General features: G+C 40.3%; 18 protein-coding genes. 1 reads left to right on the forward strand and 17 read right to left on the reverse strand.

Going from position 1 to position 26,018, the window contains the following annotated elements:
- Positions 1-75: 75 nt before the first annotated feature.
- Positions 76-321: a hypothetical protein gene (locus tag I2I33_RS20355; RefSeq protein WP_239428259.1), complete on the forward strand. Its 246-nt coding sequence runs from the start codon at positions 76-78 to the stop codon at positions 319-321.
- 516 nt (positions 322-837) lie between these two features.
- On the opposite strand, the gene I2I33_RS14660 is transcribed toward I2I33_RS20355, so the two are convergent.
- The 17 genes from I2I33_RS14660 to I2I33_RS14740 form a co-directional block, all read right to left on the reverse strand.
- Positions 838-1,350 carry a TlpA family protein disulfide reductase gene (locus I2I33_RS14660; RefSeq protein ID WP_229128315.1) on the reverse strand — a complete coding sequence of 171 codons (513 nt, stop codon included), beginning with the start codon at positions 1,348-1,350 and terminating at the stop codon, positions 838-840.
- Between the two features lie 33 nt (positions 1,351-1,383).
- A complete protein-coding gene (locus tag I2I33_RS14665) occupies positions 1,384-3,744 on the reverse strand; it encodes a S9 family peptidase (RefSeq protein ID WP_087420378.1) in 2,361 nt (786 codons plus the stop codon).
- Between the two features lie 8 nt (positions 3,745-3,752).
- Positions 3,753-4,853 (reverse strand): TlpA disulfide reductase family protein, encoded by a 1,101-nt coding sequence (locus I2I33_RS14670; RefSeq protein WP_087420379.1) that lies wholly within the window; start codon positions 4,851-4,853, stop codon positions 3,753-3,755.
- A gap of 28 nt (positions 4,854-4,881) precedes the next feature.
- Positions 4,882-6,006: a hypothetical protein gene (locus I2I33_RS14675; RefSeq protein ID WP_087420654.1), complete on the reverse strand. Its 1,125-nt coding sequence runs from the start codon at positions 6,004-6,006 to the stop codon at positions 4,882-4,884.
- Between the two features lie 4 nt (positions 6,007-6,010).
- Entirely contained in the window at positions 6,011-7,585 is a 1,575-nt protein-coding gene (locus I2I33_RS14680) for a RagB/SusD family nutrient uptake outer membrane protein (protein WP_087420380.1), read from the reverse strand.
- Between the two features lie 12 nt (positions 7,586-7,597).
- Complete coding sequence (locus I2I33_RS14685) at positions 7,598-11,227, reverse strand: SusC/RagA family TonB-linked outer membrane protein (RefSeq protein WP_229128316.1); 3,630 nt, start codon at positions 11,225-11,227, stop codon at positions 7,598-7,600.
- 67 nt (positions 11,228-11,294) lie between these two features.
- On the reverse strand, positions 11,295-12,455 hold the full coding sequence (locus tag I2I33_RS14690) for a FecR family protein (RefSeq protein ID WP_087420381.1): 1,161 nt from the start codon (positions 12,453-12,455) through the stop codon (positions 11,295-11,297).
- A 98-nt stretch (positions 12,456-12,553) separates the two neighbouring features.
- Positions 12,554-13,087 carry an RNA polymerase sigma factor gene (locus I2I33_RS14695; protein ID WP_087420382.1) on the reverse strand — a complete coding sequence of 178 codons (534 nt, stop codon included), beginning with the start codon at positions 13,085-13,087 and terminating at the stop codon, positions 12,554-12,556.
- Between the two features lie 362 nt (positions 13,088-13,449).
- Positions 13,450-13,590, reverse strand: coding sequence for a hypothetical protein (locus I2I33_RS14700; RefSeq protein WP_162613737.1), 141 nt, complete (start codon positions 13,588-13,590; stop codon positions 13,450-13,452).
- Positions 13,591-13,909: 319 nt separating this feature from the next.
- The gene (locus I2I33_RS14705) at positions 13,910-14,083 is read right to left on the reverse strand and encodes a hypothetical protein (protein WP_162613738.1); all 174 of its coding nucleotides are present in this window, start codon (positions 14,081-14,083) and stop codon (positions 13,910-13,912) included.
- Between the two features lie 303 nt (positions 14,084-14,386).
- Positions 14,387-14,530: a hypothetical protein gene (locus I2I33_RS14710; RefSeq protein ID WP_162613739.1), complete on the reverse strand. Its 144-nt coding sequence runs from the start codon at positions 14,528-14,530 to the stop codon at positions 14,387-14,389.
- A gap of 655 nt (positions 14,531-15,185) precedes the next feature.
- Positions 15,186-17,312, reverse strand: a complete 2,127-nt coding sequence (locus I2I33_RS14715) for a thioredoxin family protein (protein WP_087420384.1) — start codon at positions 17,310-17,312, stop codon at positions 15,186-15,188.
- Positions 17,313-17,326: 14 nt separating this feature from the next.
- A complete protein-coding gene (locus tag I2I33_RS14720; protein WP_140402562.1) occupies positions 17,327-18,418 on the reverse strand; it encodes an FISUMP domain-containing protein in 1,092 nt (363 codons plus the stop codon).
- A 12-nt stretch (positions 18,419-18,430) separates the two neighbouring features.
- A complete protein-coding gene (locus I2I33_RS14725) occupies positions 18,431-19,474 on the reverse strand; it encodes a hypothetical protein (protein WP_087420385.1) in 1,044 nt (347 codons plus the stop codon).
- A 23-nt stretch (positions 19,475-19,497) separates the two neighbouring features.
- A complete protein-coding gene (locus I2I33_RS14730; RefSeq protein WP_087420386.1) occupies positions 19,498-21,057 on the reverse strand; it encodes a RagB/SusD family nutrient uptake outer membrane protein in 1,560 nt (519 codons plus the stop codon).
- Positions 21,058-21,068: 11 nt separating this feature from the next.
- Positions 21,069-24,707 (reverse strand): SusC/RagA family TonB-linked outer membrane protein, encoded by a 3,639-nt coding sequence (locus I2I33_RS14735; RefSeq protein WP_229128317.1) that lies wholly within the window; start codon positions 24,705-24,707, stop codon positions 21,069-21,071.
- Positions 24,708-24,787: 80 nt separating this feature from the next.
- Positions 24,788-25,954 carry a FecR family protein gene (locus I2I33_RS14740; protein ID WP_087420388.1) on the reverse strand — a complete coding sequence of 389 codons (1,167 nt, stop codon included), beginning with the start codon at positions 25,952-25,954 and terminating at the stop codon, positions 24,788-24,790.
- Between the last annotated feature and the right edge of the window lie 64 nt (positions 25,955-26,018).

Raw genomic sequence — 26,018 nt, forward strand, 5'->3', positions numbered from 1 at the left:
CGAGCTACTCGCCAGGGCAGGAGAACGCCTGTCTCTTCCCGCCAGTTTTCAAAAGCGTTTTCCAATCTTCGACGAGTGCTGGAACAAGAGAAAGCGTTGTTCTCCGGTCAAAAAGTAAGCGACCGGATCGTGAGCGTGAATAAACCCCACGTTCGCCCGATCGTCAGGAGCAAGGAAACCAAAAACGGTCGAGTTCGGCGCAAAATCAAGGCAAGGCAAGAAGAAACCGAGATATTATGGATATTTTTCGGTATACACGTGGCTAATGTGGCCTGCACAGTTGAAAAGGTCAAGAAGAAAGAAAAGCGGAACACGACTTGAAAAAACGAACAGGAAAAAGTGGCTTGAGTACAAGCTCCAAAGGTCATGTCCTTATCACAACAATTTACGACATTAATGGGATGAAAAAAAAAGAGATGGACGAGAAAAAAAGAAAAACAGAAGAATTGCAAAAGTAAAATTCTTCTGTTTTTTCCTATTTACTGGATATCCCTTGATAAAATTTACAAGTAGGAAAATAACGTTTGGCCATTATCGAAATCTCTTCAAATGATACTTTACACACACCAACCTTTCTAGAAACAAATTCCTGCAGCTTATTCTATTTATCACCAAGGTCATTGCATTAGAAATTTCTCTTTTTTATTAGCCTCCAAAGTCTTTCCACTCCGTTTATTTACCATTTGCATACCCAGAGCCAATCTTGAAGTATGTTACATCTTGAAAAGTGTCATATACCTATATAAATTACCCGGGAAGTCTAAGGTTAGTATTCCCACGCAAAATTTAAATGATATTGTTTGGAGCATATTTAAAATTTACCCCAAATAAAAAATTTCAACTACTACATTTTAGTGATTGTAAGATTTTTAACATTTGAGGATCTGAAGGTCTCGGCATATAAAGATTAATAATTTTTCCATCTTTATCCAGTAAAACATAACGAGGTATCGTTTCCACGCAATACGCTATAACAAACGAGATATCTTTATTATCTATAATTAAATTTAAACTCTCTAGTTTCTCCTTCTTTAGGGCTTCCAACCAATCTTCTCGAGAGTAATCGATAGAAATCGTGACGAAGGCGATCTTTTCTTTCTTAAATTTACGAATTAGTTCTTTCCAACACGGTAGCTCTTCCTTACAAGGTTGGCAATAAGAAGCCCAGAAATCAATCAACACGTATTTTCCCCTTAACTCGGAAAGAGAGTGAACTTTCCCTTTTGAATCCTCGTACTTGAAATCAGGAGACAATTCACCCGGTTTCAGTTTACTTTTGTGTTGCGCCATCGTTATACAACAAGCTGCAAGCAATAACACGATTGTTGAATAGAATTTTATTTTCATCATACAAAATTGTTTATTTTTTATTAATCATATTCTTCATTTTCTGTTCACCTTGTTCCAAAGCGGATCGAATTCAATATCATAAAATGCCTTACTAGAAAAATCCCCCAACAAGTATTTTCCAAAGTAAGACCACAATTTACGTTGAAAATACCAATCCCCCTCTTTATCATATGTATGGAAACATTCAGGAAGGTATACTAATTCAAAATCTTTTCCGTTTTTTACTAAAGCATTTACCATTCGGAATGTATTAGCGGGATGTACATTTCCGTCCATTCCACCTACTACTAGCATTAAATGTCCTTTCAAATTTGGGACTAAATCCATAACTGTCGGCAGATTCACAGAAAACTTCATTCTTTGCTTTTCAACCACGATATCACGACCATTGTCCTTCGCCATACGTACATTCTCCGTGACTACCTGTTCGCCAATAGCGAAATGACCTTCCACGTAACTTTGAAGGTAAATATTGTTATCATAGTTTCCTGCAGAAGAAACACATACCTTATAAAAATCGGGATATGTACAAATGGCTGCGGCAGACATCATTCCTCCTCCAGAATGTCCATAAATTCCGACCTTATCACCATCAATAAAATCGTAACGATCTATTAATTGTTCCAAGCCGACCTTGTCATCTTCTAAAGCAAAATCACGGATATTATTATACCCGAAACAATGATAATCTTTCCCTCTCCATGGGAGTCCTCCTCGATGGTTAAACGCAACCACGATAAAACCGATCTGAGCCAAACGTTCATTCATGGAACCAATATCAAAAGTCAAGGGGACATTGTCAGTCTGGGGACCCGGGTAGACACACGAAATAACAGGGTACTTTATTGTTGAATCAAAATCGAAAGGTTTCCACATAACGCCATAAAGATCTGTCATTCCATCTGCTGCTTTCACTGAAAACAATTCGGGAGCCTTCCACCCCTGAGCAGTAAAACCGCTCACGTCCTGCTCCAGCAAATTCATCACGAACTTCCCGTTATTATCCCTTATTTCAAAACGGTTAGGCATATCCGGACGGGAATACATATCAATGATATATTTCCCCGACGGGAAAAGAATAAATTTGTGCGAGGCTTCCTCGGGCGTCAACACGACCACGCAGCCCCGGCCGTCAAGCCGTGCCCGGCATATCTTAGGATAATTAGGATTTTCGCCAGGAACGATCCCATAAGCTTCAAAATATATATTTTCCTGCTTGCGGTCAAACCCCAACACACGTCCCACCGTCCAGTTGCCCGTGGTAATAGCATTCTGCAAAGAGCCATCCGAATCATAGCGGTACAAATGGCCGTATCCCGTCCGTTCCGACCACCAAATAATATCCTTGTTATCATTACAAAAATGTATGGAAGCCAGCTCTACCGGCACATAAGGTTGTTCTTCTTCGTGGATGATGACCTTCACCGCTCCGGTCTGCAAATCGACATCACATATTTCGACAACATCATTCCGCCTCGTTCTCCGTTCAAGGTACAGCTTATTCCGCTTTTTATCCATATAGACCACCCTGCACGCCTGATCCTGCCATTTATCCAGGTCCACTTTCACCTGCTTTTTATTATCTACATTAAACAAGGATAGCTCCATCTTCATCAACACACTATCCCCCGCCAATGCCATCGGCTCTCCATACGCAACAGGACGCCCTTTTAGATAGTTCATGTGATAAACTTTCTCCAGGGAAGAAGTATTGTAACGTTCCACATAAAAATTTTTAGCATCATCGAACCATGTAGCCACAACTTTCACCTCCCGCTTAGTACTCTGTTCACCGGCATAACCATATCCAGCCTTTCCGTCAAAGGTTAATTGTATCTCCGAAGAATCACGCAAGTCACGCAAGTAAATGTTATAATCCTTACCAAACAGCTGGTAATTTCCGTCCGGCGAGATCCCGTTACGGTATCTTTCCAATTCAATGGGAAGCCCCCATATTTTCGGCTGGTTTTCTCTGGAAGACAACTTTTCGTATTTCAATTCTTTAGTTACACGGTTATACCGGAAAAAACAGTTGTCATCCACCCACGTAAATTCCACCCCCGTTTTGTCTATCGGCTTTCCCCAGAATTTCAAATGATTCGGATCATATTCCTTTCCCAGAACCGACGTCAAAGTCTGAGCCAGTTTTTCCCGGTCGAACAACTCTTCTATCTTTTTAGCCTTTACATCAACAAAATAAAAGATATCTTTTCCGTTTTGTGTATAATAAAACCAGAAATTGTCACTTCCGGGAATAAAATTAGGCTCGATCTGATCACCACTCCAGGGTAAAAACATACCCGCACTTTTCTCCGCTAACTCGTAATTGGCCCGCATTTGAGCTCCCACAATCAATTCAAAACAACAAAATATGATTACTAAGAATGTTTTCATTTTTCATTTTATTTATTTAACAATTTAAGCAACAGCTCATGCAATTCTTCACCCCGCGTGTTCGTTGCCACGATCCGGTTTTGTTCATCTAACACAACCAGATGCGGTATCCCTGAAATCGCATACAATTTTGCTAAAGGAGCTTCTTTTTCAAATCCTTTTAAATCGGAACCTTGCAGCCAAGGCATTTTTTCTTCCTCAACCGCTTTTTTCCATGCAGTTTCGTCTGTATCCATAGAAATTCCTACAATCTCCAACCCTTTAGGATGCAATTCCTTATACAATTCGATCAACTGAGGCACCAGCGCCCGGCAAGGGCCACACCAGGAAGCCCAGAAATCAATGATTTTTACTTTTGCCTTTACCGAATGAAGGGTAAACTCTTCACCTGCCAAATTCCGCACGGTAAAATCAGGAGCGGCTTTTCCATTAGACAATTTTTCAAACATCTGTAATTGCCCGACCAACCTCTTGCCTGTCTTTGTCTCCAACATTTTCAAAGGAAAATTCCGGACAATAGCTGCCAATTCGTCCACAGGAAACATTTTTGCATTATTCATGTAATAATTCAAAGCGACATAACTCGTCGGATGTGCTGACAAGAAAGCATTTCTTTTCGATTCTGAATTATGGCGAAGTGAATCCAGCGTGCGGTTTAAACGCTGAATAACCAGCGTATCTCCAGAAAGAATGGCCTGAATATACTCCTCCCGGAAAGTTTTTACTGTTTCAGCCATACTCCGCTCGATGGCCTCGAATTCATTCGATAGCCGTTGCGACTCTCCTCCTCCTGCAATTTCACCCGCATAGAAATCACGAACATCCAATTTTACTTTATACTTTTCATTTTCCAAATACAAGGGTATTTCCCCTATGTTCTGCCCCACAATCTGAAGAGCGGCAGGAGTCACCTCCTGCACCTCTCCTCTGAATTCAAATCTTCCGTCAACGATATCAGCAATCTCCAAAGTATCCGGTTCTTCACGATAAACAATAATTACCACCTGTCCCTCTTGCATTCCCGCTACCGTTCCCTGAATAACGTATCCCGTCTGCGTACATCCCACGCAACATAATAAAAGATACACCCATGAACTAATCTTCTTCATCTCTTCTTGTTTTAATCACCTACTTTTGTTATTCATTCCCCGCTACATCTTCATCCAGCATAGAACTATATTTTAATAAGTCAACCCCATACTCATCCAACATCCAATCCACCACGATGTCGTATTTCTGATGAATTTTTTCATACCCGGCAATATCCTCCGGTTCCATAGGAATATTACTCTCATCTTCTCCATCCACGGGTTCCAACGGGTATAATTCATTCAGCCGTTCCTTAGATAAATACATGGCCAAACGAATCATGTTAAGAAAATCTTCCTTCGCACGCTCCTCTACAGTATTCTTTACAGCATTGGAATTTGGATTACGCGTAACCTCGATCAACCCCATACCCGGGATCGTGTACGACATGATCGGGATCCACGGTATCCAACATGGACACTGGTAAAAAGAAGAACCACTTATAGAAAACTCCTCTGACACATTAGCAGCAAAACCTCTCCGCCAAAAAACATTGACGGGATCCATTTCATCCAACATACTTGAAAATGGATTATAATTACATCCAATCGGGGTTTCATAGTCAGAAACGGCCATAAAATCAGGTGCGACCTCATACTCTCCACTTGCTACACGGTTTTTAATACTTGGATAAACGAAAGAACAAGCCACCTTATGCCGCTTGGTCACAGACAATCCCTCTTCCATCTCTTCGCTTGTAAAACTCAGACACCAGTAATCAAACCCATCCTGCTTAAACTGAATATGAGCTTTAGAGCCTGCGGAACGGGGATTCCCGTCATGCAAGTCATTCAGGAAATAAAAATACATGGGAAGCATCTGACGGTCCCGCTCATTTTCCAGATCTAGACTTCCCAACAGCCAGTTTTTTACCAGATCCAAATACACGGGAATATCCCTTTCAGCAATGTTTGTCCCGGTATAAATCGGTTCATTATATAGCGGCGATGTCCACATCCTGTTTAGATGAACACTATCTATATCTTTATAAATAATATACATCCCCCAGGTCTCGGCAATCTGTTCTATTTCCTTGTCCCATGAATTATTCCCCTGAGGAAACACGAAAGACAACAGGTCATATTCTTCCATGGGCGCCCCAATTCCATCGTCATCATGACATGATACCAATCCCATCAGGATCAATATCATTATCCCTATAAAATATTTCATATTCTCATTCATTATCATCGGTATTTGTACTTCTTATTTCATTTTGTACCATTGAAGAATTGTACGTGAAAGCGGTACGCGGAATCAACAAGGTATAGCCCGGATCATTTTGCTGCAAAGTGTATTCTATTGCATGACCGGATTCGTCATACCATACATGCTTGATTTCTTTCATCCCATAACGCCGCAAGTCGAACCAACGGTGATTTTCAAAACACAACTCTCTGCGCCGTTCATCCCGGACAAGTTGTATCAAAGCATCGGGATTGGTTTCTGTCACAGCTACAGAAGGCGTCCCGAGCGGGAACCGTTTTGTCCGCAAATCCGTCATTAAATTCTGTGCCTGCGCCATGTATTCACTCTGTCTTTCCCCGTATAACATAGCTGCGGCTTCTGCCGCGTTCAGATACGCTTCGGTCACTTTAAACGCCGTTCCCCATAAGCCCGCACCAGCATTGTAATTCAAATTATAATTACCAACACCTTGTATCGGGAATTTACTATAAGCAGCTCTGTAATCTTTATCGGCACCACGGCCATCGGGTGATGGAGGTAGCATTAAATAATGTATTTTTCTTAAATCAGCATCTTCGTATGTTCCCAGTAAACTATCAGATGCAACAGGCAAAATATAGTTATAGGTCTCAGACCAATCGTCAATCTTGTTTTCATACCGTATAAACCCCAGATAATAAGGTAAACGGGCTACATCATATATGTTTCCGAACAAAAACAACACTTCCGGATTATTCCATGTGAAAAAATTGTAATACCCTGTATATTCAGGACTTTCTAAAGAGTTCAGGTCTAAAACATCATAACTGTAATCATCTATGATCTTTTTCCCGTAAACATAAGCTTGTTCCCAATTTTCCATATAGAGGTACACACGAGACAACATCAACTGGATAAAAGGCAAATTCACCCTGTTGTCGTGCAAGTTTTGTTTGTCCTCGGGTAATGCCTTATAAAAACGCTCCGCTTCCAACAGGTCATGCTCAATCTGATCATACACCTCGCCCACGGTATTCCGGGGCATTCCCTTATCCTGCAGGTCAGAATTCAACTTTAAAGGCACTCCCAGCGCATCAGCATTGTACCCATACGGCTGGCCGTAAAGATTCACCAGAAACCAGTAAAAATAAGAACGCAATGCCAAAGCCTGTCCCCGTACCCTGTTTTTGTCATCTTCAGACCCGTCAACCCCATCCACATAATCCAAAGCGGCATTACATCCCAGTATTTTTTCGTATACTTGACTATAAACATCGTAATTATTAAACTCATCAAGCATCGTTGGATCCCAAGAAAAAGCCAGCCTAAGTTGTAGCACTGCATCTTCCTCGGAATCATCTCCTGCCCAATCTCTACGAATTGCCACGTCATCGTCAAACAATCCCAAAACAGAATAAAAATTTGCATCAACGAAATACGCACCGGCATAAGCTTCTCCCAGTAATAATTCGTCCAAGGATTTAACTTCATTTGGAACATATTCGCTTTGCGACACAGGTTCCAAGAATTCTTGACATGATGTCAACATCCAAATTAATATACTATATTTCAAAATTTTTTTCATACGTCGCATTGTTTAAAAACCAACAGTTATACCCACAGAATAAGTTTTGGGTTGAACACTATCACCCAATTCAGGATCAAACCCGTCAAATCGTTTGCTAGCGAGTACAAAAACGTTATTCATAATTGCATTTAACGAGAGACTTTTTATACCCATCTTGTTACACAAACTCTCATTCATATTCCAAGTTAACGAAATTTGCTGACAACGAAAGAAAGAAGAACTAACAACCCGCGCATTAGAATTATGCCACATCATGTACGGGGAATAAGATTTTCCGTCTTGAAGAGATATATTATTAATTATACGACCGTTATAAACGGCAGGGATTGAGGTAAATTTTTCATCCCCGGGCTTTTTCCACCGTTTTAGCAGATTTTTGTTCAGATTGGCACTTGAAAGCGGGATATTTCCGTTTTCATCTGGGAACAACCCCGGCAATCGTTGTTTTCCTCCCAACAAGACAGAGAAATTAGCTCCCAAAGTCAAACCTTTCCAGCGCAGACGGGTCGTCAAACCTCCTGTAAAATCAGGCTCCGTTTTTCCCGAATACACCAGTATATCCTGCCAGGCGACCGGCAATAACTCGTAATTACCGGTTGCCTCGTCGATAAGGAAAACGCCCTGTTCGTCCTCCACGAATATACGATTAAACTCGGGCATACCCGTATTGGGGTTCAACCCCCGGAAATCAAACGACCAGAAAGCAGACAGTGGTTTTCCTCTTTGCAACACCCGGTCGGAAGCCCCGTCCAGGTAATTCTGCAACGTAATTTCATCTATGGATTGGGTCAGGGCTTTATTCCAGTTTTTAGAAGAATTCAAACCGATTGTCCATCCCCAGTCCTTCGTCCGGATCGGCGTGATATTCAAAGAATATTCCACTCCCGAATTCCGTATTCTGCCTCCATTAATATCCATTCCGGCAATTCCATTTTCCGGAGCGATTCCCTGGTTCACGATATTATTCGACATCTTTCTATAGTATTCCAGATTCATCGTGATCCACGCTAGCTGAATGTCTATACCAAAGTTCCAGGTTTTGGTCCGTTCCCAGCTTAAATTAGGATTGGGGATTCTCGAAATCGTCGAAAAATATTCACCATACCCCTGTTTTATTCCTTCGCGATCCAAAATCAATTCCGGGCCAATAGAATTTACCGTGTTACCCTGTATTCCGAAAGAGGCCCGGAAATTCAATTGATTCACTATATTTGAAATTCCTTGCATCCAGGGTTCATGTGCCGCATTCCAAGAAAGACCGAATGAATAAGTCGGGTCAAACCGTTTATTCTGGTTTTGTCCGAAGCGATTGGATGCGTCATTACGTATACTGGCATTCAACACATACCTATCCTTAAAAACATACGCCAAGGTTGCAAATACAGAGAATGAATTAGAAAGTTGTGACGTCCTTGTCCATCCTGAACCATCATAAAGCTTATCCAGGATACCCCAACCGACAATCGGAGCATTCCCTATCGGCTTGAGTTCATCCAGCGGGGTGGGCCGCATGATCGATTCTCCCCGTTCTTTTACATAACCATATATGGTAGACGAACGGTCGCTCGTCCGGCTGGATACGGTCTCCGTTCCGATCAACACGTTAAGCCGGTGATTCTCCTTGAAAGAACGCATAAAAATCAGTTTATTCTGGATATTCCAGCTAAGCACGTCTGATGTCCGGTTATACAATTCTCCTCCATAGGGTAATGCGGCTGCATTATATTTCTCCGAACCATAAGTTTCCGTCCCATAATCGTAGCCACGGTACAAACCTGCAATATAATTGGTTTGCTCTCCCGCATAGGATTCTGCAACACTTGTGTTATTATTTATTCCTCCCACAAATTCGTATTTCAATCCGGGAAGAATTTCCCAGGCAAAATTCAAAATCCCGTTTACTTGAGAAGATTTATTCTTTGAATAAGAATGTTCCATCTCATTCAATATATTATATCCCAGATAATGAATCGAGCTATTATATTGATAGTAGCCCCTTTGTTTTTGATAATGCAGGGATCCGTCATCTTCATAGGCAAGCAAACTGCGGCTGGTATTCGTGGCATAACTCAACGGATTTACCCCCGCTGCATATCCCCCCGTTTTATTGATGGAGCCGAGCAAAGTTACATCAATTAAAACTTTCGGGTGAACTTGTATGCTGGTATTCACACGGCCGCTCATATTTTTGGCATCATTGCCGATTTCCACCCCGGCCTGATCGGTGAAACCAAGTGAAGCGCTGTAAGTAACCTTATCGCTTCCCCCCGAAACACTTAAATTATGCGTCTGACTAAAAGAATTACGGGTCAACAGCTTCAGCCAGTTCGTATTTGTATTCGCTAATTTCAATATCGCTTCGCGGGCATCCGAAGCTGTAATATTCTTATTATAATAAGAATACATAATCCCCTCGTAGGTGTCCATTGAAGCTACCGGAGCCTCTGAATAAATCGCTCCGCTCTCGAAGGCCTCCCGGCTGAATTCAATACGTTCTTTCGAATTCATCAGGTTAAACAGGCTGTAATGGGGACGGGCACGGAAAGAAAAATTAGCACTGTAATTCACAGTTGTAGATCCCTTCCTTCCCCGCTTAGTGGTTATCACAATAACGCCATTGGCCGCTTTAGATCCGTAAATCGCTGTTGCTGAAGCATCCTTCAACACCGTAATGGTTTCTATATCTGCCGGGTTTAACCAGGAAATCTGATTCCCCAGAATATTCCGCAAATCATCAACCATCATATCGTTCTGATCGATGGGTAACGGGTCCGGTTGAATAATCCCATCGACAACCCAAAGAGGATCCTGATTTCCCAGGATGGTAGAAGTTCCCCGTATACGGATTTTCGGAGTATGCCCCACCCTGGAACTGGTATTCACCACTGTCATGCCGGCCACACGTCCCTGCAACATTTGGTCGATAGAAGAATAAGCCGGCATCATAATGTCCGAAGCGTCAACCACGGTATGCGAACCAACAACCTCGCTTTTTCTCATGGTTTGATAACCGGTTACGACGACTTCCTCCATTTCCTTGACATCTTCCCGCATGATAATACATAATGTGTCTGTATTCTCCGTGAAATCTACCCTCTGCGTCTTGTATCCCACGAAAGAAAATTCAAGTTGCCCCTTCGACTTTGGCAAATGGATATAAAACCATCCCTGCCCGTTCGTGGCTGTACCCAGCATAGTCCCGGCAACTTTCACTGTCACGCCCGGCATAGCCTGCTTTTTCACGTCATACACCCAACCTTTCAGTATCATAAACCTTTCGTCCTGAGGCTTCTGAAGAATAATCACCACATTATCCTCAATTTTATAAGTCAATCCCGTATCTTTCAAACAACGGGTCAAGACTTCTTCGATAGAGGCATTCTCCACCTCCAACGCAGCAACCCGAAAATTTTTCACGTCGTCCACGTTGTAAACAAAAGAATAATCGCTACTCTTTTGAATTTTCAGGAAAGCTTCTGTCAAGAAAATATTCTTCAACGAAAGACTTACCTTTACATGCTGTGGATTGTTTGACGCCACCCCTTGCAAAGGGAACAAGAAAAAAGCTAATTTCATCACTAACGATACTCCAAGTAACCTTATTCGTATAAAGTCACCTAATTTACACTTTTTTTTCATAACTCTGTTCCAAATTTTAAGTTATACAATAAAACAGGATATTTATTTTATTATCAAACACATTACATTATTCGTAAACATTTATAACCCGGTCTTTTATCTCAAAACGCACCCGGTTTGTCTGGGCAATTATCCCCAATATCTTATTAATGTTTTCATAGCGCTTGATTTTTACCGAGAAATGCATATTCTTTAATTCCGGATCCGCATAAAAGACACCCACGTCATACCAACGGGCCATCGTTTCAAGAATTACCTCCAAAGGATCATTTTCGAAATAAAATATACCTTCTTTCCATAGCACGGCACTTTGGGCATCCACTTCCCGCATTTCAAATTTATCACCGTTCCACGTGCCTTGCTGGTCAGGCGACAGGGTGATATGCTCTTCCCCCCGGTTCAATCTCACACTTCCTTCCACAAGCGTCGTCACAACATTGGCTCCATAGGCCGTCACATTAAAACAAGTCCCCAACACACGCACATCCATGTCCCGGACCTCCACCACAAAAGGAGCTGCCGCGTTCCGGGCAACCTCAAAATACACCTCTCCCGTCATTTCCACCCGCCGTTCATTACCTGTAAAAGCCACCGGATATTTCAACGATGACTCCGAATTCAACCAAATCCGGGTACCGTCGGCCAGCACAAGAGCAAATTCCCCGCCCCGGGGCACGGTCAATGTGTTATACGCACCTTTCCGGTCTGCAGTATCCACGCCCGAATATTTCACAACACCCACCTCCAAGGAAACATCTGTCCCCCCGACCTCCTTAAACGTTAAGCGTATAGTATCATCTAATTGCATTTTCCGCCCGTCAGCCAGGGTCAGCTGGGCTTTCCCTCCCCCGGGAGTCACGGCAGCTGTTTCAACATGAATTATTGTTTCCGGACTTTCCTGTTTCGCAAAATAATAAATACCAACCGCCAGCATCAACACCACTATTGATGCATACCGATACCATACCACCCACCACTGCGAGCGTCTTTTCTCCTCCCTCTGCAATTCCTGCCAACAAGCGGCTGCAACCAAATCCCCATCTTCCAGTTCTTTCCACGCCTCCTCTCCGGCAACCAAGAGTTGACGAATTTCTTCGTATTCCATCCGGTGCCTCTCGTCTTCCTGCAACCAGCATTCCAGTAAATTTTGCTCCCCTTTTTCTTGAATACCTAAAAACTCACGTGCAATCACGTGTGCGATATCTAACCGTCGTTTTAATAAATCCATGTACGCTTTCTCTATATTTCTATTATTAAAAAGCCTTTTAAGAGAAAAACGGGTGGTTAATTATTAAAAACAAATATTTAAATATATTTATTGCAAATTTATCCTTGGGTAAGCCATAACAAAAAAATAAAATAATCTTTTGACAACAACTTTCTCAAGACAACGTAAGCCGATTTCTTCAAATCCTTAACTGTGTTCAACGAAATTTGTAATAACTCGGCAACTTCAGCGTTACTTTTCCCTTCTAGATTCAAAAGGATGATCTGTTTGACCTTAGGGGGTAATTTATTAATTGCAACTCGTAAAACTTGAATCGTTTCTTGTCTAGTTATCTCTTTCAAAAGATTATAGTCATCCTCGTTATTTTCATTTAAGCGAGAAATATAATTTTCTTCAGCTTTTTGATGCCTACAATGATGCCAGTATAAACGACGGGCAACCGTGTATAAATAGGCCTTACCGTATTTTTCTAGAATAATCTCATCTCCATACTCCAATAAGCGGACGAAAGCTTCTTGTGTTAAATCTGCGGCTAATTCGCTATCACCCGTGTAATGTTTCATAAAAACATAGACGGAAGAAAAATTTGCTTTAAAGAATTTTTCAAAATTTCTATTTAATACTTTACCCATAATTGGACAAAGTTAATTTTTCCACCCCAAAAAACAAAACATAAGAATTATGAAAATAACACCTTGCACTATTTTCGATTATAAAAAAATAAAAAAATACGTACCAAAAATTTAACTAGCAGGGATATTTATAGGTTTCCTCGATCTCGTTTCAATTCATTTCTTGTAAACGTACAGACGATTTCAGATCTCCGTAACAGACCATCCCGATCGTACCAAAACCCAACCTGATCTTTTGTAGGTTCTTTACCTAAAGTTTCCCGAAGAATTTTTCTGACATTATCCACACTTTGATAATATTTTCAACAAGGAGGGGTATCACGGGCTCTGCTGGTTCAAGAAATCCTGCAGGTTCATGCATATCACCTCCGCCAAGGCATAAAACGTCTAGGAGGCGTCAACCAGTATTTCAATCCTCCCCAACCGTTACGACCATACCCAATTGTAACGACATAACCAATCATCGTCACCGCATTTCCTCCCTTCATCCAAACAACAGCCATGCTCTCCTGCGTATTATTCACGTTACCGATCAAACAATTCCCACGGCAAAATATACTTTACATTTCCCGTTTTCTCGCAAATCCCAGCTTTTTCTATTCACGGTAGTAATAACGACTATAAAAATCGTGAATCTTTCAAGGATACCCAAACCTCTTCGAGAAACTTGAAGTTCCTCGCTTTTACCTTTCTTCTTCTCGTACAAGCCCGGGTAAAAATCATCTCACACACAACGATCAAACCATTTCCCGCTACTCAACTCTGTTATTGTTGCGACAGCATCTTTAACAACCAATGGTTCTACACTGTTTTCTATTATCTTCAAGGCGTTTCCCGCATCATGTCTGATAATAATCCCCAAAGGAAATTTGCAAAAATGTCACCATCCACTTCTCGACTTGAACAGTTTAAATCGATCACGAATGCAGTATTTAAACGTTCCGTTCTTTCCACGACAGTAACATAACGAGGACAATACCCCCATAACTTCCTCAACACCTCTAGTTTGAATACCAGGCGACAATCGCCCCCTCATGTTTATCTTTCAACGCTTCCACAACTTGACTCCAACCTGGCTCTTTCACTAACTAACTGATAACAGAAATCATATACCCTTTCCCCACTAGATTTGCGTAAATGTATCCCACACGAAAACTAAGTAATAATAATAATAATAATAATAATAATAGTAATTTACTCATAATCGACATCTAATTATTAATCAAAAAAACGAGGGTTTATCCATCGGGATACCTCTTTTTCCATCTCCTAGGTCTTCTCTTCATCACCTGTCATTTTTCACAGCTTACTTTCTAAATAAAGCAACACTCCTTTCGTCCCGTCTGAACCAAATTGTTTCACGACATTTTCCAGGAAATCAATATAAGGTTTCAAGCGAGTTGTCGTAACGTTACAAGTAATTTTGTTAATAAAATTTTCCATCAGTTCTTTTTCCTTTCTCTCGTACAAAGATATATTGATAGTACGATCTTGTAAATATTTTCACTATTATATATTCATATTTACACAACAGAATGAGTCACTAAAAGTGTCAAAAAATAACAGAAAAAAATTTAAACTATTTCTTTTCACGTATATTATAGCCTCAAAAATCAATAATTTATTATTTTTATTCTTAATAAAAAACGAAAGCGATGCCAAGAAATAAAGAACAAAACAATTGGGTGAAACGACTTGTTGCAGGAGATGAGATTGCCTATAAAAAATTTTTCAAGAATATTATCCGACTTTCATTCATTTCGCACAAAGATAAACCTTTTTTTCAAAGTCTTTTATTGCTTGCATTCTAAGTGATAAACCGGCTTTAACACTAACTTTCTTTTTAATGACAAGGAATTTATAGCCTGCCATTATTCCCACATTAGAATTAGGCGACAGCCATCTATTCCTGATTTTTTTCGGGCATAGTTTATGCTTATACCCATCTTCAAGCATATGCATATATTTAATCGTTTTGCATACTTTTTCAACATAACAAACCCCGAAAGTTAGACACAAAACTTTCGGGGTGCATATCACAACTTCTTGGCAAGATTATATTAGTAAAAATTGAAACAGATGTATTCTGTTGAATTATTTATTTCAATATGTCTAGTAACGTCGTGTATTTTTCAACAGCAAGTGGCCTAGCCTTATTCTTTTCTTGTTCAAGATAGCTTACCACTCTACCTTTCATAGAATCTGGAATCAATGGCCAAAAACGTTTCCATAGCATATCCAGATTCAATTGACCAAACTTGTAATCCATTTGGGAAACACCTTTGTTATATACTTTTAGCACCTTTTCCCAATCTTTTTGGCTGACAGCTTCCGTGATCGTTACGAGGTAACCAAGGGTTGAATTTTTTTTGACGCTCCTGGTATGTTTGATGTCTTCAATGACAGATACGAGTATTTCATTATTCATGTTGGGTTCTGGCAACATATTCATAAAGTAGGGAAAGTAAATATTTAAAAGAGCCCTTTCTGTTACTGTTTTTCCCGCTAGTTTTTGATATTCCGCCTGGTGGCGCAGGAAATAACGAGACATATCGCTTTCCGGTTTCGTTGCGAATCTGGTATAAAAAGGTATTAAATCTTTATCTAGTCTTTCTTTTTCGGAAAGCGTGTTGAAGTATTTTTCCGCTTCGTCAATTGCCTCTGTTTCTTGCATATCCCCCGCTGATACCATATTCCTTAAATATTCTATCACGACTTGGGGAGTCCGGTCACCCGCATCATATTTTGCCTTTACCGGGCCGTAAGCGGTTGAATCGGATAAAGCTCTTGCCATTTCATCTATCAATGCCCGTGGGGGACGTGCTCCCGTGAACCTGTGTAATAAATTTCCCTCTGAATCCAAGACCAGTAACGTGGGGTATACTTTGATGCCATAACGTTTAGCAAGTTCTATACCTTCTCCACGCTCCATATCCATTTTGAAATTTACAAAGTTTGAGTTGAAAAAGTCCCCGACGGGTTTCATGGGAAATATTTGGTTACTTAACACTTTACACGGGCCACACCACACGGTGAAACAATCCATGAAAACCGGTTTGTTTTCTTTTCTAGCTTTTGCTAAAACTTCAGAGAAAGTGCAATCTTCAAATTTAACCCCGTTTCCAGCGTTAACAATTTGTTTTAAAGCGTTCTCATATTGTTTTGCTGTTGCCTGGTCTACTTGTTGGATTCTTTCATTCAAGTATTTTTCAACCGCTTGTTTTAATTCCAAATGTTGGTTCGTTACCGTCACCAGGTTCATATCTGCTTCCTCTAAAATTTGTGATTGCAGTTTGTTGCCATCCTTTTTCAGTTGTTCGATAAAATCAATATATCGTTTTTCACCCCGTGCTTTTGCCAGATTCAGGTAAACGAATGCAACATCTGTTTCTGCCAAGTAGTTATTCATTTTCTTTTCGACTTTCTGAATGTTGAATTTTTCGTATCCCTTATCGTCAAATAAAAATGGATAAAGAATACGGATGTACATCACTGAAATGTATTGGTCTACAATATCTTTACCATTTTCTTTCACAAAAGCGTCATAATTTTCCAATAGGAAAGGAAAACGTTCAGAGTTTGCATCTTCTAGTAAAGATGTGAAAATGGACCAGTTTTCTTTTTTGATTAACTCTTGAGGGTCGAGCATGGCGACGTAAATTTGAACTACCGAATCCCGATGTACTTTCATATCAGCATGGTCTAATACATTTATGTAGTCCCGTAGAAAATCTATATCCCGTTTTCCTCCACGGAACTTTTCGGTCATTCCGGTCAGACAACGTTCAGGATTAAGTCCTCTTGCCACTTGTTCCTTGAACTCCGGCAATTTACTCCCTCCCACGATTCGATGTAATAGATTCCCTTTCGAATCCAATATCAAATAATGAGCGAAATAACGAATTTGGTATTTTGCCACCAGGTCTTTATGTGCTGGTACTGATACGTCAAGACACAAACATACAAAATGATCATTCAACCATTTGGCAAATTCCGCATCGGAAAAAACAGCTTTGTTCATAGCATGGCATGGAACGGCCCAATCGGCAAAGCAATTGAAGAAAATAGGTTTATTTTCCCTTGCGGATGCTTTCAATGCTTCTTCGTATGAATTTAAATATTTGACTTTTACGTCAGCTTTTGCCGCATCACCATATATACTTTGAGCAACTCCTGTGGAAAAATTCCAACATACGAGAATAATTACGAATAAAATATTTTTCATTTTTAATTTTGTTTTTACTTTTTGTCTTTTACTAAACGTACATTATACATTGTCGGGTGACCATCTTCATTCTCAAATCTTGTGGTTGAACGTAATATCTGGTTCGTCCACGTGGCAATAGATCGCATAATTCCCACCCGTGTGGAATCCGTTTCCGCAAGATTTTCTGATGACCAAAAATAAGCATTACGCCCTTTGTTGATAAAGGTCTGGTCATCTTCCATTTTATTATATCGTGGGGTGTAAATTTTTCCACCGCCATATAGAACATTAAAACCAATCCCGTTTTTGTCGGCTTTCAGGTATTCGGCCTGGTTTGTTCCCCGCCAATCGTTATCTTTAGGGACTTCTCCTTCGCTCATACCAAGAAATCTTTCTAATTTCTTCCAATCCTCATCAGTGGGGAGTCGCCAGTCACCTTCTGACGGTACGGCTTTTAAAGCTGCTTCATAACTATATAACATCCCGTAAGTTTGGGAATAATTACCGTTATTCTCTTCGGCTTTCTGGTAATTCGTCAAGGCGTATTCCGGAATTTTTGAAATTCTCATGTTATTGGCGAATAATTCTATCTGGGGGTAAATTAAGTAATAGCAATTCCCGCTTACAGAATCTTTCATATCACTTATGATTTTATCATAACTTGCATCCGGGTTATTTTTCAGGTATACACTTGGTAAATATGTTGGGGCAAACATTTCATAGTACATTTCATACCATACTGAACTTTCGTCAACGCCATATCCTAACATGAAGTTGTTCAAAGAGTCCATACAAGGGGATTCATCGATTTCTCCGGTTTCCAAAGCAGTAGATAACGCTTCCCGGAATTCACTATCATTTAACGGAACGGATAAGGTATCAAAATAAGTTTCTTGCCAAGTCGCACAACCAGCTAGATTCCCTCCCGGTAGTAAATAAGCCAAGTTTTCAGCCATCCAGATTTGATCACCGATTTCTATGCAATGATAGGTTTTGTTGTCACGGGTGTCTATAAATTCTCCTGCATCAGTTACTCCTGTTATCTCGTAAGAGTAAGTCGAATCGTCAGAACATGCCCATAAGAAGAATAAACCTATTAATAATGTTTTTAAAATCTTTTTCATAACATCAGTTAATTACAATTCAACTCCCATTTCATTTACAATCACCTCGTAAAGGATATTGTACTTTTTCATAACCAGTGAATAGTCTCCAAAATATTTTTGGAATTCCTCTGGACTAAAACGAAGCATTAATTCCACGTATTCATTCAAATCAATAGTCACGGAATTAGGAGAGGTTGTTATTACGAAAGTGGAAGTCCCGACAAAACCATAGGGGCCGACAATGCTAGCAAAAACGGAACGGCTTTCGTCAACGTGTTCTTGGGTGGGAGGCTCTTCGGCCCATGATGGCCACCTTGATTTTAAGTCTTCCAGGTAATCTTCCTCCATGGAGGCAGGACGCCCATAAGAGAAATAATAACCACCGTAACCGATCCAAGGATCAGATGTTGGATACACGAATAAATCTTTCCCATAATTCGTGGCCTCGGAAATTGTTCCAAATTCATCTATTTTTGAGGTAAAGTTTTCAACTTTATCCAGAACCAGAGTTTTTTCAATGTTAGAGATTGTATTGTCCAATGAACCGTCGTCCACTATTTCATCTACCCGGCACCATAACATAACTCTGAAATTAGTTTCAAAACTTGTTTCTTCTTCGATTTCCCCTGCCGAATTTATCTTGTAAATGGAGTCGGCGCTCATAATCAGCGTGGGGTATAATGCTTCTGAAATATTCTCCAGAAATTGACGAATGCCCGTCAATATTTTCAATTGTTTTTCTTCTCCTTTGGCGTAAACAAATTTATATTCTACTTGAGTGTTACCGGTTCCGGATTCTGGTTTATAGAACAACCAAGTCGGGTCTATTAATTCATAGCGATACACGGGATTTCCGTATACATCCGTTCTGACAAATTCTTGGTTTACCGTGTCGTTAAAATAGACAGAAACTCCGAATTCGGAGAAAATCTGGTAACGTTCATGCTGTACGGGATCATTCGGATCGTCGGTAATTGCGTAAATATTCGAGAAGTCGATCTCGTTTTTCAGAGTATCTTCTTTCCCGCAAGAAAAGAAGAGAAAGCCGATTAAAAATAAATATATATATTTCATACCTTTATCATTTTCTATCCGATTTATTGTTCTAGTGGGATTCGTTCCGGTCGTTGATTGTCCGGCATGGGCTTGGTATCAAATTCCAGCACGTTTTTAGGAATGGCAAACACGTAAGCCGGGTCGTCCTCTTCTAATACATAGGTTGCGGTGCGCTCTAAAACATTAGCTGAGTTATAAAAGCTAAACTGTCTGTATATTTTTTTCTTGTAAGGATATTTTTCACATACGGAATAACGCCGTAAATCGAACCAGCGATGTCCTTCGAAACACAATTCCTTGCGCCGTTCGATGCGAATCTGTTTTACAAGTTCCTCTCCGGTGTAAGTTTGATCCTGATAACCGACGATCCGATTTCTCCGTAATTCGTTTAAGTATTTGTTAGCTGTTGCGTCATCCGTACCGAGCATAGCACATGCTTCTGCCATATTCAAGTAGGCTTCTGCCGCACGTAGCATAAGTACGTCGGATACTCTGGCTTGGTAATTCCCCGTGTTATATTTGTATAACAAGGCGAGGCTATCCGTGTCTACGTTCTTTTTAAAACATCCTTTTCTGCGGTCATTCTCGTCATATAAATTATATAATTCCCGGGACACGCAGAATTCTGGTGCGTTACCGGTCCAACATACTTGTGAAAATTGTGAGTTTTGGGAAAAGATTAACTCTGTATTATCTTCATTTAGAAAACGGTTATCTTCGCTTAGCGTGTCTCCTGCAACTAACGAAGATAAGGCTATATTACCGAACAAAGGTTCCAACGTATTTTTGGCATTTTCCCATTCTTGCATATGCAGGTATACCCTTCCGAGCAATAGGCGGGAAGCTTCCTCGGAAGCCCGGTAAAGGACATGTTTTGAACTGTGGCTAAAGGCTTCCAGGGATGCCAGTAAGTCGGACTCTATTTGCGAGTATATTTTGTCTAAAGTTGCACGCTCGAATTGCGTGTCTTTATCCTTGTCGTGCTCAACTCCTGATGTGATTTTAAGAGGGACACCTAGGTCAGAAGAGGCTGTTTGCGGGTTATACGGTTTGCCGTAAAGGTTTGCTAAAATCAAGTAAAATTGCCCTCGTAAAAACAAGCTTTCACCTTTCACCCTGTAATAGTCTGCTTTTTCCTGATCTGTTTTTAAATCTAGGCGATCGATTTCTTCTAAAGTAGAGTTAATCACCGCAATACGTTTGTAAAGGTCCACCCATGTGGCTTGGTCATCCGAGGTGCTCAATTCCGTGTTCGTGATGTCACGTTGCCATGTCGTGTAGCCGAACAACGTTTTGTTCATGGATAACCACTGGGTAATCGGTTTATCTCCCCCGACCATGTTTATTGAGCTTTCCGATACGACATTCAAGTCATCATCGAGTGTATTAAAAAAGTCGCAAGTACGTCCACCGCTCGGGTACACATAGCTTGTCGGGGGATTCGGTTTAGAACTCCCGATGTAAACCGAACCTAGTAATAATTCGTCATAATCAGAAATCTTAGAGGCCCGAACATACGTTTGCGAGTATTCGTCTAAGAATCCGTTACATCCGGCACAAGATAGTAATAATATTCCCGTTATTATATTTCTTATATTCATAGTCTTTTAATTTAGAATGACAGGTTTACTCCGATTGTATATGAAGGTCTTACGGAAAGATTTGGGGAACTGAATCCGGCTTGGGAAGGATCTTGTCCTTTTAACTCTTTCGCTGAAATTGTAAATAGATTTTGAGTACTGAAACTAATTGAAGCATAAGAGATCGGTAATTTTTTCAATATTTTTTCCGGAACATCGTAACGTAACGATAGGGATTGCATTTTTAAATAATTACCGCTAACCACCCTAATATCCGAGTCGTCATACATTTGCCAGATGTTATCGGCAAAAGGTCCTGTTAATCCTTGGGAGCCGGCCGTCATGGAATAATGATAACGGTATTGGTCGAATAGAGGATCGGAAGGACTCAATAATGCCGGATAATTAGTACGTAGCTCGTCTCCCGGAACTACCCAACGATCAATAAATTCTTTACGGACATTTTCTACTGAAGTAATACCATTTTGAATAGGACCGTACATGTCAAATAGGCGGACTTTGGAACCTAAGCTGTATGCCAGGTTAAAAGAAAGATTCCAACGTTTGTAGCGGATGTTATTAGAAAAACTTCCGGAAATAAATGGATCACGGCATCCGCTGTCCTCCAAAACAGTCATGATGATTTCGGCAACAGATTTACCGTACAATAAATGTACCCGGTCTTCCCAATCATCGAACATCGGTAACCCGGTTTCATGATCTAGGCCTAGAAATTTGTAAGAATAGAAAGTACTGATCGGTTTACCGCTGATGATGGCAGTTCCATCCAGGAAAGCCTCTTTCGTATAATTTTCTAACGGTTGGGATTGTACTTCATTCAAATTTATTGAATAATATGTAGAAACAAACCAAGAGAAGTTTTTCGTTCGAATAGGATAACCGGATAAGGAAATGGACATACCTTTATTGGATAAAGTTCCGTTATTCATTACATAAGTGCCGCTTGGGGTTCCGTTTACGGAAGATACTGCAATTGACGAAAGTAATTCATTCGTTTTTTTGTAATAAAAGTCCGTGCTAATATTTAATCGGGAATTGAATAAATCTAGATTTAACCCAATGTTGATTTGGTTTGTTTGTTCCCAACGTAGATTGGGATTTGGTAACTTGTACAACGTTGATACGTATTCCCCGTAATAGGTGTCAATTCCTCCTTGATTTAATAACATGTCCGGAGTCTCTCCGTCAATCATATTTCCTTGTTTTCCGTACGACATTCTTAAGCGCATGTCAGAAATCCAGGCACCGCCTTTATAATCTCCGTCAGAATCCAAGAAAATAATATCTTTTAAATTTAACATGGTTGATATAGACCAAACAGGTAATAATTTGTTGTTACTTTCACTACCGAATTGGTTGGATACGTCGAATCGTCCGTTAACGTTGAACGTGAAGTAATCTTTGTAGCTGTAAGAAACCGTAAGATAACCACTTAGTTTGTTTGTTAACGATTCGCTTATCGAATGATGTGGCGCAGCTAACCAATTTTTGAAATAAGGATAATCATCAATCAGGTATGTCGTTTTACCGTTTACAGATGTGGAAGTGGACATATCCACGAATTGTTTTCCCCGTTCTTTTAAGTAACCTCGGGATTCATCTGCAATTGCCTGATTTTTGCTAGAGTTAGCCTCAAGACCCAGAGAAGCACTGAGTAAATGGTGCGCTTCTTTATCTAAACCTTTGCTGTAATTGGATTGCAATCGTAAGGTCCAGTTCTCGGCAGCACTTTGATTCGTGGTTAGAATTCCACCGTATGGCAGGTAACAATATCCACTTTCCCCGGTTGGAGGAGTATCCTCGGCCTCTGCATTACGTAGAGAGGCTACTTTCCAGGTTTTTTCCCCCCACCAATCCGTTTGCGTGGTGTTACTCCGAGTGTAAGAACCTGCAATAGTAAGATTCCATGATTTCATGATGTCATAACGCAAATCCATGGATATCATTGTGGTAGAACCATCATACTCTTGAGAAGAATTATTGATTTCGTTTATGATATTGTAATTTAATCGGGTATTTCTGGTATCACTGGCTTTCTTGTAATAATACAGACTTCCGTCACTATTGAAACAAGGCAACGCACGGGTTGTATTGTAAGCGTATCCCATGGCGTCTATTTCTGCCGGTACGTGATTCTTTTTTTGTATATTCCCGTTAAGACGCAGGGCAACTTGGAACTTATCGCTTAATTTTGCATCGAGGTTGAGCATTATGGAATAACGATCGCTGTAAGAGGTTTTAGCTACACCGTTATCATCCGAAATACCGAACGAAGCATAGTAACATACTTTCTCAGAACCTCCTGACATACTTAAATTATGAGTCTGTGAATAGGCGTCTCTAGTTAATATATCAAACCAATCGGTGTTTATTGTTTCATTTTGTCGAACCTCGGTAAGAAATTCGTCATAACTCGTTTTCCCGCTCATCCAGTTGTAGTAAGCTCCCTCGTACCCGACAGTTGGCATGTATGGGTCGAAAATATAGTGATTGTCAACAAGATCTTTACCAAATTGCATACGTTCCTGGGAATTCATCAGATTTATATTCCGGTCCGTGTAACGAGGCCGTCGGGTGATCTTTGAAGAATGACTATAAGACAAGGAGATTTTTCCGGCTTTTCCGCGTTTCGTGGTGACCACGATAACCCCATTAGCAGCTTGTGTTCCATACAAGGCTGTAGCGGAAGCATCTTTTAAAACGTCAATACGTTCAATATCTTGAGGATTAATACCTGCAATTGCATTTCCGATGATGTTTATATAATCAGGATTATTCAAGTCTTCCGGGCTTACATTCACCGGGTCTGATAACACGAACCCGTCCAAGACCCATAACGGGTTTCTGTTTCCGGAAAGTGTGGAGGTTCCTCGAACACGAATACGGGGAGTTGCTCCTACCTCACCGGAGTTTAACATTAGCTGTAAGTCCGGAATACGACCTTCCAAGGCTTGGTCGATACTCGTCATACCGGGTACTAATATGTCTTCTGCCTTGACAGAGGATATGGCACTGGTAGAACGGCGTTTGTTTATAGTCTGGTATCCTGTAACTACTACTTCCTCAACTTCTTCCACGTCTTCTTCTAACTTGACATCAATCTTCAAGTTATCGGTAACCGTTACGTATTGGGTTTTCATACCGATGAAAGAGTAAATTAAGATGACCTTTCCCGACGGGATCTCCAGTTTGTAACTGCCGTCTGCCCCCGTGGCAGTTCCAACTGTTATTCCTTTGATTAAGATCGTTACGCCCGGTAGAGGATTCCCTTTTACATCTGTTACCTTCCCCGATACCGTTCGGTTGTTTTCTTCTGTCTTTTTCCCTCGTTTGATGATTATTGTTCGCCCGTTAATGGTATAAACGAGCCCGCTGTCCTTGAGACAACTAGATAAAACTTCGTCAATCGTTGCATTTTTGAACGACACGTCCCGCGGTTTGAATACTGACAAATAGGAATCACTATACACGAAATCATATGTTGAAATACGTTTGATTTCGTCGACAATTTCTTCTAGTGTTGCGTTTTTCAAACTAAATGTCAGCTTTACTTCTTGGCAGTAAGCCTGAAGGCTTATCTGACTTGCGAAGACGAAAAAAAGAAAGAATAAAAAGCATTTCTTTTTCGTTACATTACATCTTTTTTCCATAGATTTGTATTTGAATTTAATAATCATTTGCCTCCATGTATTTGGAAGCGAATTTTAAGTAGCGTTCCAGCGCTACTTTTTTATTTTACAATGACTGTGTTATCGGTTATTTCAAAAGTTACACATTCCGTTTCTTCTAATAAATCAAGTACTTCTGAGAAATCTTCGTGTTTTTCGATATTTAATGAAAATGGCAATGAGCGTAATTCCTCCCGTTCAAATGTGACGTTGAAATTATACCATCGGCCTAAATCTCTCAATACCTCCTCCAAGGGACAATGTTTAAAAATTAATCGTCCGTCTTTCCAACCGATGAATAGGTTAATGTTTACCTCTTGTCTTTCCAAGCTATGGTCAGACTTTTTGAATATTGCTTGGGTACCGGGAGATAAAATTAAATTATTACTATTTGTTTCAACTTTGACGCTTCCTTGTTTTAATGTGGTTTTTACACACTCTTCATCGGTGTAGGCACGGACTCCGAATTCGGTTCCTAACACTCGGATTTGGAGGGAATCCATGTCCACGATGAAAGGCTTCGTTGTATCTTTTTGTACGTCGAAAAAAGCTTCTCCAACCAAATGTACCTTACGTTCTGTTTCAGAGAAAGTAACGGGGTAACTTAGTTTAGATTCGGCATTCAGGTAAACAATAGTTCCATCACTTAATTTTAAACAATATTCTCCGCCTCGAGGAACTGATATAACATGAAATCGTTCTTCTTTCTTTTCGTTTTTCACGGAATCTTCGTATACTAATTGATTGTCTGATTGATAAATTTTAATTCCTTCCTGATGGATTTCAGGGGAATTTGAATCTTGTAATTTTATTTCTTCTCCATTATCTAAAGTTAAAGTTGCCAATACTTTCCCCGCATAAATCTTTGAATGGGTGTGTGTCGTGCTTGAGGTATCTGTAATTTCTTCCTGTTGTTTCCAAATCAATAGGGTGGAAAACACAACGATAATAATGGCTGCCCATTGTAAAATTTGCCTGTATGTTATTGTTTTCTTTTTTAGTCGGGATTGTACTTTATTCCAATCTGCCCGAATATTTTCTGTTTTCTGGTAGGACCGTTTTTCTTGTTCTTCACTTAGGCGTTTTCGAATATTCTCGTAAATACATAAGTTTTCTTCTTCGGCTCCTAACCACTGTTCTAATTTTTCCTTTTCTTCTTGTTGGATTGTTCCTGCTATTTCTCGGGCAATCCAAGTCGATATTTTGACATATTCCTTTATCGTGTCCATACGTGTATTTGTTCAATTTTATCTCTAATGACACGAAAAAAAGAAAAAGGATGAATCGACTGGA

Source organism: Butyricimonas sp. BSD2780061689_150309_C8 (genome assembly GCF_015560935.1).
Classification (GTDB): Bacteria; Bacteroidota; Bacteroidia; order Bacteroidales; family Marinifilaceae; genus Butyricimonas; species Butyricimonas paravirosa.

Bases quoted from the DNA above. Each gene is read 5' to 3' on its own strand.
- I2I33_RS14660 (WP_229128315.1), bottom strand. From the start codon at position 1,350: ATGATGAAAATAAAATTCTATTCAACAATCGTGTTATTGCTTGCAGCT.
- I2I33_RS14665 (WP_087420378.1), bottom strand. From the start codon at position 3,744: ATGAAAACATTCTTAGTAATCATATTTTGTTGTTTTGAATTGATTGTG.
- I2I33_RS14670 (WP_087420379.1), bottom strand. From the start codon at position 4,853: ATGAAGAAGATTAGTTCATGGGTGTATCTTTTATTATGTTGCGTGGGA.
- I2I33_RS14675 (WP_087420654.1), bottom strand. From the start codon at position 6,006: ATGAAATATTTTATAGGGATAATGATATTGATCCTGATGGGATTGGTA.
- I2I33_RS14680 (WP_087420380.1), bottom strand. From the start codon at position 7,585: ATGAAAAAAATTTTGAAATATAGTATATTAATTTGGATGTTGACATCA.
- I2I33_RS14685 (WP_229128316.1), bottom strand. From the start codon at position 11,227: ATGAAAAAAAAGTGTAAATTAGGTGACTTTATACGAATAAGGTTACTT.
- I2I33_RS14690 (WP_087420381.1), bottom strand. From the start codon at position 12,455: ATGGATTTATTAAAACGACGGTTAGATATCGCACACGTGATTGCACGT.
- I2I33_RS14695 (WP_087420382.1), bottom strand. From the start codon at position 13,087: ATGGGTAAAGTATTAAATAGAAATTTTGAAAAATTCTTTAAAGCAAAT.
- I2I33_RS14700 (WP_162613737.1), bottom strand. From the start codon at position 13,590: ATGGCTGTTGTTTGGATGAAGGGAGGAAATGCGGTGACGATGATTGGT.
- I2I33_RS14710 (WP_162613739.1), bottom strand. From the start codon at position 14,530: ATGGAAAATTTTATTAACAAAATTACTTGTAACGTTACGACAACTCGC.
- I2I33_RS14715 (WP_087420384.1), bottom strand. From the start codon at position 17,312: ATGAAAAATATTTTATTCGTAATTATTCTCGTATGTTGGAATTTTTCC.
- I2I33_RS14720 (WP_140402562.1), bottom strand. From the start codon at position 18,418: ATGAAAAAGATTTTAAAAACATTATTAATAGGTTTATTCTTCTTATGG.
- I2I33_RS14725 (WP_087420385.1), bottom strand. From the start codon at position 19,474: ATGAAATATATATATTTATTTTTAATCGGCTTTCTCTTCTTTTCTTGC.
- I2I33_RS14730 (WP_087420386.1), bottom strand. From the start codon at position 21,057: ATGAATATAAGAAATATAATAACGGGAATATTATTACTATCTTGTGCC.
- I2I33_RS14735 (WP_229128317.1), bottom strand. From the start codon at position 24,707: ATGGAAAAAAGATGTAATGTAACGAAAAAGAAATGCTTTTTATTCTTT.
- I2I33_RS14740 (WP_087420388.1), bottom strand. From the start codon at position 25,954: ATGGACACGATAAAGGAATATGTCAAAATATCGACTTGGATTGCCCGA.